A 12455-nucleotide genomic window follows, 5' to 3' on the forward strand; every position below is an offset into this window, starting at 1 on the left:
GCTACCCGTGCAGCGCGATGCTGTAGATGAGGTCGTCGTGCCAGCGGCCACCAAGCCGGTAGGCTTCCGGCACACGGCGGGCGAGGGTGAAGCCGCACTTTTCCAGGACCCGGCTGGAGGCCGTGTTGCCGTCGGTGACGGTGGCCTCCAGCGAGGTGAGGTCGGTGGCGCTGGCGAAATCCACGATCACCCGCAGCGATTCACTGCCCAGGCCCTGGCCGTGCCACTCGGGCAGCAGCAAGTAGCCGCATTCGGCATGCCCTGGGCGCAGCACGCGCAGGCCGGTGACCCCGACGTTCCGGCCGCTGGCCTTGTCGGTCATCACCAGGCACAGCCAGTGTTCGGCACCGGGCGACCAGTCCGGCAGGCGATGCTCGAAACCCCGGCGCACTTCGCTTTCCGGCAGCTCGTCGAATACATGGCGCATGGTCTCGGGCTCGCGGTGGAGCCTGAGGAACAGCGGCCAGTCGGCTTCGGCCAGGGTACGCAGGTACAAGCGATCGGTGTGCAGCTCCAGCATCCGGTGCTCCTTGCGGGATTGGGAGGGCTGGAGGATTTGTACGCTGGGTTGCCTTGAGGTTCAAGCCTTGCCGACTGTTTGCGCGATGAGCCAACACAGCGAAGGTCCGCAGGTACCTGGTAGATTTGCAGAGTACATGTGGGCTCATTACCTCCCGGGAGCGTGTTGATGTCACTGTTGCCGCCAGACAACCGGCCGAACGCGCTGATTTAAAAAACAGTACCGTGTCCATCCGTTGGCGCACTGGAGTAAAATCTGTACTTCACCCCGGCGCCCAGATTCGTCAGACAAAGGACTGTATGCCCGCCATCCCGCTACTGCGCCGTCTTTTCGCAGGTTTCGCCCTCGCAGTGCTCACCGGCTGCCAGCCCGAGCCTGTGCTGCCCCTCGACCAGCAACTCTACATTTGGCAACGCCAGTGGCGGCCGGCCCACGAGCAGGCCCTGGCCGAAAGCCGCGCCGACTTCTCGACCCTGCGTGTGCTGGCCTTGCAGGCCCAGCCCAAGGCAGGCTGGAGCAGGGCGCTGGTCAACCTGCCTCAGCTCAAGGCCGATGGCCGCCCGGTGATCGCCGTGGTGCGTCTTGACGGTCAGCTGCCCGCGCTCGACCTGCAGCTGGCCGGCACTCAGATCGCCCAATTGCTGGCCGACTGGCAGAGCGCTGGCTTGACCCCAAGCGGGCTCGAGATCGACCACGACAGCGGCAGCGCGCGCCTGCCGGGCTATACCGAATTCCTCCTGAAACTGCGCGAGCAACTGCCGCCGGGCCTGAAGCTGAGCATCACCGCGCTGCCCGCCTGGCTCGACAGTCCGCACCTGCCGGCGCTGTTGCAGGTGGTGGACAGCAGCGTGCTGCAGGTGCACGCGGTGAGCGATCCGCGGCGGGGCCTGTTCGATCCGCTCCAGGCGAAGGCCTGGGCCGAGCGCTGGAGTCGCGTCAGTGACAGACCGTTCTACCTGGCCTTGCCCGCCTATGGCGTCGCGCTGCTGCCGGATACCGGCGGTGCGCCGGTGGTGGAAAGCGAAACCCCATTGAACCGACCCGGCGAGCGCCGCGAGCTGCTGGCCGATCCGCAGCAACTGGCGGACCTGGGCAGGCAACTGCGGGATAAGCCGCCCGCGCGCCTGGCCGGGCTGATCTGGTTCCGCCTGCCATTGCCCGGCGACCGCCGGGCCTGGAGCCTGGCCACCCTGAAGGCGGTGGCGCGCGGCGACGCGCTCGCCAGTCAGTGGCGTGTCGAGCTGTCCGGGCAGCCCGGGCTTTATGACATCAGCCTGGTCAACGCCGGCAATCTCGACCTGCCGGTACCCGCGCGCGTGGAACTGAACGTCGAGTCCTGCGACGCCGCGGATGGGCTCAATGGCTACCGCCTGCAGCAATCCCCGCAACACCTCGTCTTCAACCGTCAGTCCAGCGTGCGTGTGGCCGCTGGCGGCCGGCGCGTCCTCGGTTGGGCGCGCTGCCATGGAATCGAACAAGGAGCATGGAATGTCTACCCCTGACTGGCCTCGGCGCCTGCTGTGCCTGTCCCTGAGCGTGCCAGTCGGCACGGCGCTGGCCTGTGGCCCGGACTTCCCGATGCGCCTGCTGGATGACCGGGCGCAGACCCTGGCCGAGCTGCCGGAAGGCAATTTCGGCTTCGAGGTGAATCGCCTCGGCGAGCAGCTGGCAGGTCTCAAGCCCACCACCGAGATGACCCTGACCCCTTACTGGGACGGTGACGACAACGACCGGCCTTACCGTGAGCAGCGCCGCCGGATCGAAGCCAGCGAGTTGCCGGAATCGCTGCGCGAAAAGGTCGCGCAACTGCGTGCCCTGCAGGATCCGCAACAGGTGCTGGAGCAGGGCGCCGAACTGCCGGATGAACTGCGCCTGTACATTGCCGGCGCAGTGGCCTTCGACACCGACGACCACGCCCTGGCGGCGGATTACTTCGCCAAGGTGCTGGCCCTGCCTGCCGAACAACGCAAGTTGCGCAGCACCTGGGCGGCCTACTCGCTGGGGCGGGCGCTGATGGCCCGCAGCTTCGAGGCCAGCGATGATCCGCAACAGACGCCGCAGGCCCTGCAAGCCCAGGCGCGCGAGGCCTTCCACCAGGCCCGCGCGCTCAGCGTCGAAGGCTTCAGCGACCCGCTGGAGCTCGGGGTGGCCAGCCTTGGTGAGGAGGCCCGCCTGGCCAAGCTCGCCGGCGACTGGAACAGCGCGATTCAGTTGTATGCCAGTCAGAGCCGCCTGGGCTCGGGCAGCGGCTACAGCTCGCTCAGGCAGCTTGCCGACGAACTGGTGAGCCTGCCGGATGAGCAGTTGAAGGCGCTGCTGGCACAGCCGATGCCGCGCAAGCTGCTCACAGCCTACCTGCTCAGCCATGTCGGCTGGGACTACGACGGCCAGCCACCGACCCAGGCCCGGCGCCTGCCCGCGTTGCTGCAGGCCAGTGTCGGCGACAAGCTGGAAGACGCCGACCGCCTGGCTGCGTTGACCTACCAGCAAGGCAACTATGCCGCGGCCAGAAGCTATCTGCAGCAGGCAGGCGACACCGGCCTTGCCTGGTGGCTGCGCGCCAAGCTGGCCTTGCGTGACGGCGACAAGAACCAGGCAGCGGCGGCCTATGCCAAGGCCGCAGCCGCGTTCCCCCGCGAAGAGTCATGGGGCTCGCGGCAGACACCCGATTGGGACTATGAGAGCGTTAAACCCGGCTGCCGGGTCGAAGGCGAGGGTGCGATCCTGGCGCTGGAGCGTGGCGACTACCTGCAGGCCTTCGACCTGCTGTACCGCAGCCAGGAGATCTACTGGCAGGATACGGCCAACGTGGCCGACCGCGTGCTGACCCTGGATGAGCTCAAGGGCTATGTCGATGCCCATGTGCCGGCGCCGCCAGCGCCCAAGGTGGAAGAGGGCGGCTATGTGCCGCGCCCGGTAGCGACACAGTTGCGCGAGCTGCTGGGGCGACGCTTGCTGCGCGAAGGACGCTACGACGAAGCGCCCGGCTACTTTGCCACGCCGCAATTGCAGGCCGACGCCAAGGCCTACGGCCAGCACCGCCAGGATGCTATCTCGCGCTGGACACCCACCGGCCGCGCCGAGGCACTGTACGCCGCGGCAACCCTGGCGCGCAGCGCGGGCATGGAGATCCTCGGTTATGAAATGGCGCCCGACTACGCCTGGTTGGGCGGCAGCTACAGCCTGGGCAGCGCCGAAGTGCAGCCAGGGCCGTTCCTGGCTGCCGGCGAGGTGCAGCGGCAACTGGCGACCGAGGCCAAGCCCGATCAGCGATACCACTACCGCTATGTCGCCGCCGACCTGGCCAACCAGGCCGCTGACCAGCTGCCACACAGCAGCCAGGCCTTCGCCGCGGTGCTGTGCATCGCGGCCGGCTGGGTGCCCGGCAGCGAACAGGAAAGCGCGCTGTACAGGCGCTACGTCCAGCAGGGGCCGTTCGTGCAGTGGGCGGAGGATTTCGGCAAGCAATGCGAAGAGCCCCGGTTCGACCAGGCCAACAAGCGCTACCTGACCGAGAAGCTGGACAGCGTGCGCACGGCGTTGCGGCCGTACAAGGCGCAGGTGCTGCCGGTGGGGTTGGTGCTGCTGGCGGGGGTTGCCTGGGCGTGGATGCGGCGGCGCAAGGCAAAGGCTTGAAATGAGATCGAGCGCCGCGAGGGCGGCGCTCGATAAACCGCCGTCAGTTCTGCGCGGTCTTCTGCCCAGGCTCCAGCTTCACTGTCTCCTCCAGGGTGAAACGCCCCAGCGGGTTCTGCAGGAAGTTCTGGATATTGCTGCGCGAGATGTTGATGTACGGGCTGTAGTACAGGTCGATCCAGTGCACGTCCTGCTTGGCCAGCTTCTGCAGTTCCTGGTACATCTGCTTGCGCTTGACCGGGTCGGTTTCCACACGGGCCGCGGCCACCAGGTCCTTGACCTTGTCGTTGTGGTAGCGGGTCATGTAGTTCATGTTGGTGTCGTGGCCCAGCACGAAGGTGGTCTTCTGGTCCGGGTCGAGCACGTCGTTGGTCCAGTACATCACCGACAGGTCGTAGTCGCCGTCGACCAGCATCTGCCAGCTCTGGGTCGGGTCGACCTTCTGCAGGTTGGCGGTGATGCCGACATCGGCCAGCTGCTTCTGCACCAGTACGGCGATCTGCTCGTCGGCCTCGTTGCCGGCGTTGACCACGTAGTTGACCTTGAGTCCTTCGGCGCCGGCTTTTTTCAGCAGCTCGCGGGCCTTGGCCGGGTCGAACGGGCGCTGCGGGTTGTCGGCGTTGTGGTAGAGCGCACCCTTGGGAATGTACGAATAGGCCATTTCGCCATGGCCGAAGGTCACCGTGTCCACCAGCGTCTTCTTGTCGATTGCCAGGTCGATCGCCTCGCGCACTTCCTGCTTGCCCAGCAGGCCCTTGGAGTGGTTGATCAGCAGGTGGTCTTCACGGGTCGAGGGGTCGATATGGATGGTGATCTTCTTGTCCTTCTGCAACTCGTCCACCTGGGTGAACGGCACAAAGATCGCCGAGTCCAGTTCGCCGGCCTGGACCTTCATCATGCGCGTGCGGTCATCCGGGATGGAGATCCACTCCACGCCATCCAGGCTGACCTTGTCGGCCTGCCAGAACTCCGGGTTCTTCTCCAGGATCACCCGGTCGCCCCGTAGCCATTCCTTGAGTTTGAAGGCCCCGGACACCACCGGGTTCTGTGCGTATTCTTCCTCGCCGAGCTTGTCCATGGCCTTTTTCGACAGGATCGAGATGTTGGCGGTGGCGAGCTGGGCCAGGAACGGCACCGACTTGCTGTGCAGGGTCACCACCAGGGTATGCGGGCCGGCGGCCTTGGCGGTGTCGATGATCTTGTACGAGTCGGCCCAGAGCGAACCCGGGTTGTCGCGGATGCGCAGCAGGGAGAAGGCGGCGTCCTCGGCGGTGATCGGCGAGCCGTCGGAGAACTTGGCGTTGCGCATCTTGAAGGTGTAGGTCAGGCCGTCGTCGGAGACCTTCCAGCTTTCGGCCAGGCCCGGCACCAGTTGGGTGCCGCTGTTGTCGACGCGGATCAGCACGTCATAGACGTTGGCGAACACCCAGCTGTCGCGGTTCTGCGCGCTCTTGATCGGGTCGAAGGTGGTGCTTTCCTCACGGCAGCCGATGGTCAGCACGCCGGCTGCCTGGGCCATGCCGCTGGCCAGGGTGCTGGCGGCCAGTATGGCGGCGGTGAGAAGTTTCAATGCGGCGGGTTTCATGCTCAAGCTCCGTTTGATGGTCATGGTGGTGAAGTCAGCAGGGCAGTTGCGGATGCACGCAGGCGTGGCGCCGGGCGCCCTGGATATGCTCGGGTGGCGCGGTGTCGCCGCAGCCGGGCAGGGCATGCCGGCAACGCGGATGGAAGGCGCAGCCGGAGGGCAGGTTCAGCGGGCTCGGCGGCTCGCCGGCCAGCGGGTCCTGCGGCAGGCGCCGGGCCGGGTCGATGTCGGCGATGGACTGGATCAGCGCGGCGGTGTAGGGGTGGCGTGGGGCGGTAAAGACCTCATGCACCGGGCCCTCCTCGACGATCTGCCCCAGGTACATCACCGCCACCCGGTCGCACAGGCGGCGCACCACACCCAGGTCATGGGTGATGAACAGCAGCGCCAGGCCCATGCGCTCACGCAGTTCCAGCAGCAGGTTGATGATCTGCCCCTGGATCGACACGTCCAGCGCGGCGACACATTCGTCGGCGACGATCAGACGGGGCTCGACGGCCAGGGCCCGGGCGATGCCGACCCGCTGGCACTGGCCACCGCTGAGCGAACCGGGCCGCCGCTCGGCCAGCTCGGCGCGCAGGCCGACCAGCTCGAGCAGCTCGCCGACCCGGGCCGGAATCTGCGCGGCGGGCACCTTGCGCTGCACCTGCAGCACCTCGGCGAGGATCTGGCCGATGCGCTGGCGCGGGTTGAGCGCGCTGTACGGGTCCTGGAAGATCATCGCGGTCTCGCGGCGCAGGCGGGCGATATCCACCGGGTTGCCCTGGTTCATGTCGGTGCCGTCGAACAGCACCTGGCCGCCGCAGCTCGGGGTGAGCTGGAGGATGGCCCGGGCCAGGGTGCTCTTGCCGCAACCCGACTCGCCCACCAGGCCGAGGGTCTCGCCGGCGGCGAGATTCAGCGAGGCACCATTGACCGCGCTGACCTTGCGCGGGCGCAGGTTGAACAGGCCGCTGCCAGCGGCGGGAAACTGTACCTGCAGGTCCTTGACCTGCAACAACGTGGTCATGACAGGCCTCCGGCCAGCAGCGGGGTATGGCAGGCCAGACGGTGGCCGGGGCTTGCTTCCAGCAGTTCAGGCAATTGTTGCCGGCAGAGCGGCATGGCCTGGGGGCAGCGTGATTCGAAGCGGCAGCCCGCCGGCAGGTCATCGAGCAGCGGTGGCTGCCCGGCGATGGTGGTCATGCGCACTGCCTCGGGCTGCGCCGCCGGATGGCAGGCCAGCAGCCCGGCGCTGTACGGATGTCGGGGCCGGGCCAGCATTTCGTGCTTGGCGCCGTGTTCACAGAGGCGCCCGGCGTACATCACGGCGATACTGTCGCAGGTCTGCGCCACCACGCCCAGGTCGTGGCTGATCAGGATCATCGACAGGCCCCGGCGGTCGCGCAGCTCCAGCAGCAGGCGCAGGATCTGCGCTTGCACGGTGACATCCAGGGCCGTGGTCGGCTCGTCGGCGATCAGCACCCGGGGATTGCAGCCCAGGGCCACGGCGATCATTGCCCGTTGGCGCATGCCACCGGAGAACTCGTGGGGGTAGTTGTCGACCCGGGATTGCGGGTCGGGAATACCGACCTGGCGCAGCACCTCGATGGCTTCGGCCCGGGCCTCTCGACGCGAAGCGCCCTGGTGCAGGCGGATGCCCTCGGCGATCTGCTCGCCGATGCGCATCAGCGGGTCCAGGTGGCTGCTGGGGTTCTGGAAGATCATCCCCAGCTCACGGCCGCGCAGGCGGCGCATGCCGGCTTCGTCCAGCTGCAGCAGGTCGTGGCCCGCCAGGCGCACGGACTGGCCCTCGACCCGCAGGTTCGGCGCCGGCAGCAGGCGCATCAGGCCCCGGCAGGCCAGGGTCTTGCCCGAGCCGCTTTCGCCCACCAGGCCGAGGATCTCGCCTTCGCCAAGGTCGAAGGACAGCCGATCAACCAGGGTGATATCCCGTTGGCCGGTACGGGCGATGACGCTCAGCCCGCGGACCTGGAGCAGGGGCGTGGTCATGAACGGTCTCCCAGGCGTTCGGCGACGCCGTCGGCCAGCAGGCTGAAGCCCATGGCCAGGGTCACCACCGCCAGGCCCGGGAAGGTGCAGATCCACCAGGCGCTGGTGATGAAACTCTGCCCCTCGGCGACCATGGTGCCCCATTCCGGGGTCGGCGGTTGCACGCCCAGGCCCAGGTAGCTGACGGCGGCGCCGTTGAGCAGCACCAGCACGGCGTCCGACATGCAGAACACCACCGAGCCGAACAGCGCGTTGGGCAGCAGGTGGCCGAACAGCGTGCGCCGGTGGCTGAAGCCCAGGCTCCTGGCGGCCAGGGCGAAGTCGCTCTGCTTGAGCACGAGGATCTGCGAGCGGATCAGCCGTGCATAGGACACCCAGCCGACCAGCGCCATGGCGATGTAGAAGCTGCCCAGGCCCGGGCCGAGAATGGCCATGATCGCCAGCATCAGCACCAGGAACGGGAAGGCCAGGACGATGTCGATCAGGCGCATGCAGGCGTTGTCCAGCCAGACGCCGACGTAACCGGATACCGCGCCGATGCAGGTGCCGAGCAGGAACGGGAAGATCACCCCGATCAAGGCCATCTGCAGGTCGACCCGGGCGCCCCAGATCACCCGCGAGAGCACATCGCGGCCGAAGTTGTCGGTGCCGAAGGGGTGCGCCAGGCTGGGCTCGGCCAGGCGCAGGTCGCCGTTCTGCAGCAGCGGGTCGAACGGCGCGACCCACGGTGCGCACAGCGCCAGCAGGCACCAGCCGAGGACGATGGCCAGGCCGCAGTACAGGGTCAGGCGGCCATTGCCGAGGTTCCAGGCCAGGCGCACGCGCAGGGCGAAGGTGGCGCTCATTGGATCTTCACCCGCGGATCGAGGACGGTGGTCGCCACATCGGCGAGGAAGTTCACCGCCACCGTGGCGCAGGCCAGCACCATGGCCACACCCTGGACCACCATGTAGTCACGGGTGAAGATGCCGCGCACCAGCAACTGGCCGACGCCCGGCAGGGAAAACAGGCTCTCGATCACCACCGTGCCGCTGATCAGCCAGCCGATGTTGACCGCCAGCAGGTTGATGGTCGGCACCATGGAGTTGGGCAGGACATGCCGGCGCAGGATCGCCCCTTCGCCCAGGCCCCGGGCACGGGCGGCGGTGACATGGTCGGCCTGCATCTCCAGCAGGATGCTGGCGCGCAGGTTGCGCACCAGCACCGCCGACAGCGCCAGGGCGATGGTCAGGCAGGGCAGCACCAGGTGGTGCAGCTTGTCGGCCCAGGTGCGGCCATAGCCGGACACCGGGAACAGCCCCCAGTGCACGCTGAACAGCAGGATCAGCATCAGCCCCAGCCAGAAGGCCGGCAAGCCGAGGCCGGCAGTGGTGAACAGGCGGATCAGGTTGTCGGCCCAGCCGCCCTTGCTGCGGGCGGCAAGTATGGCCAGCGGCACGGCGATCAGCAGCGCCAGGGCCACGCTGCCCAGCACCAGCATCAGGGTCGGCTCGATGCGGCTGGCGATCAGCGGCAGGGCGTCGACCTTGTACAGCAGCGACTTGCCCAGGTCGCCGTTGAGCAGGTTCTTCAGGAAGTACAGGTACTGCACCCAGATCGGCTCGTCGAGGCCGAACTGGGCGCGGATCTTCTGGATCGCGTCCGGGGTGCTTCGTGCGCCCAGCAGCACCCGCGCCGGGTCGCCCGGGATCGAGCGCACCAGCACGAAGGTGATGATGCTGATGCCCAGCAGCACCGGCAGCAATTGCAACGGACGGATGAGGACGAACCGGTAGCGGGCCAGGCTCATCGATCAGCCCCGGTTTCTTTGCAGGAAATCCAGCAACACCGGGAAATAGGCCTGGGGTTCTTCGTAGAACGGCATATGGCTGCTGTTGGGGAACACATGCAGCTCGGCGCGCCCGTGCAGCGCCAGTTTCATGCGCATGGCGCAGGCCGGGGTCAGTTCGTCGTGCTGGCCGGTGGTGATCAGCACCGGCATGCGGAACGCGCCCATCTGCTCGAGGCGGTTCCAGTCCTTGAGATTGCCTATATAAAGGAACTCGTTGGGGCCCTGCATGGTGGTGTAGGGGCCCATGTTCCAGTCGCCCAGCGAACGCTGGATCGGCGCCGGCCATTCATCGAGCCGGCAGACGTGGCGGTAGTTGAGCAGGGTGATGGCGGCCTGGTACTGCGGGTGGTCGAGGGTGCCCATGGCCTCGTGGCGCTGCATCATCGCCACCGTCTCGCTGCCCAGGGCGCCGCGCAGGCGTTCCAGCTCGGTGATCAGGTGCGGGATGTCGCCGACGGTGTTCTCGAGAATCAGGCTTTTCAGCGACTGCGGGTGATGAATGGCGTACTCGATCGCCAGCCAGCCGCCCCAGGAATGCCCCAGCATGTGCACACGGCCCAGGTCCAGGGCCTGGCGCACCTGCTCGACCTCGGCCACGTAGCGGGTGATGTTCCACAGGCTGTCGTCATCGGGACGATCGGAGGCGCCGGTGCCCAGCTGGTCGAAGGCGACCACGCGGATGCCCTTGTCCTTGAGCCAGGCATGGGCGTCGCGCAGGTAGTCGCAGGGCAGCCCCGGCCCGCCATTGAGGCACAGCAGCACCTCGTCCCCTTCGCCAAAGCTGTACACCACGAGATTGTGGCCATCGACCGATACGTTGAACTGCTGGTCAGGTTGCATCTCACGCCACATCGCTACTCTCCTGTTGGCCATGGCTTGCAGCTATAACTAGCGCAGGAGTTTTCGTCGCCTACAAGCTAGTGTTTCCTATAGGTTTCGTATGGCAGTCCCGCGCCAAGCCGTGGCATTCTACGTGCCGGACTTCGAGATGGAAATCCAAAAGGAATCACAGGGAGTGTCAGGTATGCAGGCCAAGGTGGCTGAACTCAATGCGCGGCTGGCGTCCGACGACAGCCTCGACGAGCAGATGGACAGCGTCGCCGAACTGGCGGCGCAACTGGGCTTCGATGCCCTGGTGTACGACTACAGCCCGGTGCCGCTGGATCATGTCGGCGAGCTGATCACCCCGAGCGTGGTCCGGCTGCGCCAGACCCCGAAGGACTGGCAGGACCTGTGGTGCTCCGAAGGCTTCTACCAGATCGACCCGGTGCAGCAGGTGGCCGTGTCCTCCATCGCGCCTTTCGTCTGGTCGTACCTGCCCAAGGGCGAGACCGTCCTGCAGCGCCACATCGACCAGCGCCACGCCCCGGTGGTCGGCTACCTGCACGACGCGCAGCTGACCTGCGGCGTGACCGTGCCCATCCACCTGCCACGTGGCGGGCTGGCGACCCTGACCGGCCTGCGCCCCCAGGTCAGCCAGCGCGACCTGGACGACGCCCGGGAACACCTGGGCGATTTCAGCCTGATCGCCCATGCCTTGCAGGAGGCGGCCTATCCCTTGCTGGCCAAGGAGTCCGCCACCCGCGTCATCCGCCTGACCCGGCGCGAGGTCGAATGCCTGCGCTGGGCCGCCGAAGGCCTGACGGCAGGGGAGATTGCCGAGAAGCTCAACCGCTCGCTGGCGACGATTTCCCTGCACCTGACCTCGGCCATGCACAAACTGGGGGCGAAAAACCGCGTCCAGGCGGTCGCCCGGGCGGTGCACTACCGCCTGCTGGACCCATGAAGCAACAAAAAAGGTCGAAAACCTAGAGAACTCTCTAGTTATGCCGCGCCGCGCGTAAGGTTATTGTGTGCTCCATGATTCGCAAGGAGCCGGATGACATGGAACTCACCCAATCGCGTGAAGGTTTTGCCCCCTTCGGCAACTACAAGACCTGGTACCGCGTTACCGGTGACCTGGACTGTGGCCGCACCCCGCTGGTCATCCTGCATGGCGGCCCGGGTTGCACCTACGATTATGTCGACGCCTACAAGGATGTCGCCGCCGGTGGCTACCCGGTCATCCACTACGACCAACTGGGCAACGGCCGGTCGACCCACCTGCCGCAGATGCCGGCATCGTTCTGGACGGTCAAGCTGTTCCTCGAGGAGCTCGACAACCTGCTGGAACACCTGGGCATCAGCGAGCGCTACGCGCTGCTGGGCCAATCCTGGGGCGGCATGCTCGCCAGCGAGCACGCGGTGCGCCAGCCTCGGGGCCTGCGCTGCCTGGTGATCGCCAACTCGCCGGCCGACATGCGCACCTGGGTACGCGAGGCCAACCGCCTGCGTGAAGAGCTGCCCAAGGAGGTCCAGGACACCCTGCTGCGCCACGAGGCCGTGGGCGACTACACCGCAGCCGACTACATCGCCGCCACCCGGGTGTTCTACGACCGCCACGTGTGCCGGCTCAAGCCTTGGCCGGAAGAAGTGGCGCGCACCTTCGCCCAGGTGGATGCCGACCCGACCGTGTACCACGCCATGACCGGGCCGAACGAGTTCCATATCATTGGCAGCACCAAGGACTGGACCATTGTCGACCGCCTGCCGCAGATCAATGTGCCGAGCCTGCTGATTTCCGGGCGTTATGACGAGGCCACGCCGCTGGTGGTCAAGCCCTATCTCGACCTGATCCCCGGGATCCGCTGGGCGCTGTTCGAGAACTCCAGCCATATGCCCCATGTCGAGGAGCGGGTGGCGTGCATGGGGACAGTGGTGAAGTTCCTCGACGAGAGTCTGTAGCGCGTAGCATCCGACCGTTTTCCCTTCCTCAGGCCTGTCCGGGCGTTGCCCGGCGGGCCTGAGTTTTTTGCGCGGTGTTGTCAGGTAAGGGGCCAAGCCATCCACAC

The 12455-nt window shown here is 66.8% G+C and carries 11 protein-coding genes; 4 read left to right on the forward strand and 7 right to left on the reverse strand.

The features are described from left to right. Position 1 precedes the first annotated feature (1 nt). Complete coding sequence (locus HU751_RS05695; RefSeq protein ID WP_186733298.1) at positions 2 to 520, reverse strand: GNAT family N-acetyltransferase; 519 nt, start codon at positions 518 to 520, stop codon at positions 2 to 4. Between the two features lie 308 nt (positions 521 to 828). On the opposite strand from HU751_RS05695, the gene HU751_RS05700 reads away from it, so the two are divergent. Then, on the forward strand, positions 829 to 2022 hold the full coding sequence (locus HU751_RS05700) for a DUF3142 domain-containing protein (RefSeq protein ID WP_437181044.1): 1194 nt from the start codon (positions 829 to 831) through the stop codon (positions 2020 to 2022). Further along, a complete protein-coding gene (locus tag HU751_RS05705) occupies positions 2009 to 4156 on the forward strand; it encodes a hypothetical protein (protein WP_186733296.1) in 2148 nt (715 codons plus the stop codon). Before HU751_RS05700 ends, HU751_RS05705 begins: the two co-directional genes overlap by 14 nt. A 43-nt stretch (positions 4157 to 4199) precedes the next feature. Here HU751_RS05705 and HU751_RS05710 read toward each other — a convergent pair whose 3' ends face one another. The 6 genes from HU751_RS05710 to HU751_RS05735 are packed head-to-tail and all read right to left on the reverse strand — an operon-like array spanning position 4200 to position 10416. Further along, positions 4200 to 5741: an ABC transporter substrate-binding protein gene (locus HU751_RS05710; RefSeq protein ID WP_186733295.1), complete on the reverse strand. Its 1542-nt coding sequence runs from the start codon at positions 5739 to 5741 to the stop codon at positions 4200 to 4202. 34 nt (positions 5742 to 5775) lie between these two features. Next, on the reverse strand, positions 5776 to 6750 hold the full coding sequence (locus tag HU751_RS05715; protein ID WP_186733294.1) for an ABC transporter ATP-binding protein: 975 nt from the start codon (positions 6748 to 6750) through the stop codon (positions 5776 to 5778). Further along, complete coding sequence (locus HU751_RS05720; protein WP_186733293.1) at positions 6747 to 7733, reverse strand: ABC transporter ATP-binding protein; 987 nt, start codon at positions 7731 to 7733, stop codon at positions 6747 to 6749. The genes HU751_RS05715 and HU751_RS05720 overlap by 4 nt, the downstream gene beginning before the upstream one ends. Further along, positions 7730 to 8578 (reverse strand): ABC transporter permease, encoded by an 849-nt coding sequence (locus HU751_RS05725; protein WP_186733292.1) that lies wholly within the window; start codon positions 8576 to 8578, stop codon positions 7730 to 7732. The genes HU751_RS05720 and HU751_RS05725 overlap by 4 nt, the downstream gene beginning before the upstream one ends. Next, positions 8575 to 9522: an ABC transporter permease gene (locus HU751_RS05730; protein ID WP_186733291.1), complete on the reverse strand. Its 948-nt coding sequence runs from the start codon at positions 9520 to 9522 to the stop codon at positions 8575 to 8577. The genes HU751_RS05725 and HU751_RS05730 overlap by 4 nt, the downstream gene beginning before the upstream one ends. Positions 9523 to 9525: 3 nt before the next feature. Further along, positions 9526 to 10416 (reverse strand): proline iminopeptidase-family hydrolase, encoded by an 891-nt coding sequence (locus HU751_RS05735; protein WP_186715266.1) that lies wholly within the window; start codon positions 10414 to 10416, stop codon positions 9526 to 9528. A 172-nt stretch (positions 10417 to 10588) separates the two neighbouring features. Here HU751_RS05735 and HU751_RS05740 point away from each other — a divergent pair, with 172 nt between their 5' ends. Further along, positions 10589 to 11350, forward strand: coding sequence for a LuxR family transcriptional regulator (locus tag HU751_RS05740; RefSeq protein WP_186733311.1), 762 nt, complete (start codon positions 10589 to 10591; stop codon positions 11348 to 11350). A gap of 98 nt (positions 11351 to 11448) precedes the next feature. Next, positions 11449 to 12348, forward strand: coding sequence for a proline iminopeptidase-family hydrolase (locus HU751_RS05745; RefSeq protein ID WP_186733290.1), 900 nt, complete (start codon positions 11449 to 11451; stop codon positions 12346 to 12348). The last annotated feature ends 107 nt before the right edge of the window (positions 12349 to 12455 follow it).

Origin of the sequence: Pseudomonas peradeniyensis, from assembly GCF_014268935.2 — a bacterium.
Classification (GTDB): domain Bacteria; phylum Pseudomonadota; class Gammaproteobacteria; order Pseudomonadales; family Pseudomonadaceae; genus Aquipseudomonas; species Aquipseudomonas peradeniyensis.

Excerpts from the sequence above, each read along its gene's own strand:
- HU751_RS05740 (WP_186733311.1), top strand. The coding sequence starts at position 10,589 with ATGCAGGCCAAGGTGGCTGAACTCAATGCGCGGCTGGCGTCCGACGAC.
- HU751_RS05720 (WP_186733293.1), bottom strand. The coding sequence starts at position 7,733 with ATGACCACGCCCCTGCTCCAGGTCCGCGGGCTGAGCGTCATCGCCCGT.
- HU751_RS05695 (WP_186733298.1), bottom strand. The coding sequence starts at position 520 with ATGCTGGAGCTGCACACCGATCGCTTGTACCTGCGTACCCTGGCCGAA.
- HU751_RS05725 (WP_186733292.1), bottom strand. The coding sequence starts at position 8,578 with ATGAGCGCCACCTTCGCCCTGCGCGTGCGCCTGGCCTGGAACCTCGGC.
- HU751_RS05710 (WP_186733295.1), bottom strand. The coding sequence starts at position 5,741 with ATGAAACCCGCCGCATTGAAACTTCTCACCGCCGCCATACTGGCCGCC.
- HU751_RS05735 (WP_186715266.1), bottom strand. The coding sequence starts at position 10,416 with ATGTGGCGTGAGATGCAACCTGACCAGCAGTTCAACGTATCGGTCGAT.
- HU751_RS05730 (WP_186733291.1), bottom strand. The coding sequence starts at position 9,522 with ATGAGCCTGGCCCGCTACCGGTTCGTCCTCATCCGTCCGTTGCAATTG.
- HU751_RS05745 (WP_186733290.1), top strand. The coding sequence starts at position 11,449 with ATGGAACTCACCCAATCGCGTGAAGGTTTTGCCCCCTTCGGCAACTAC.
- HU751_RS05705 (WP_186733296.1), top strand. The coding sequence starts at position 2,009 with ATGTCTACCCCTGACTGGCCTCGGCGCCTGCTGTGCCTGTCCCTGAGC.
- HU751_RS05715 (WP_186733294.1), bottom strand. The coding sequence starts at position 6,750 with ATGACCACGTTGTTGCAGGTCAAGGACCTGCAGGTACAGTTTCCCGCC.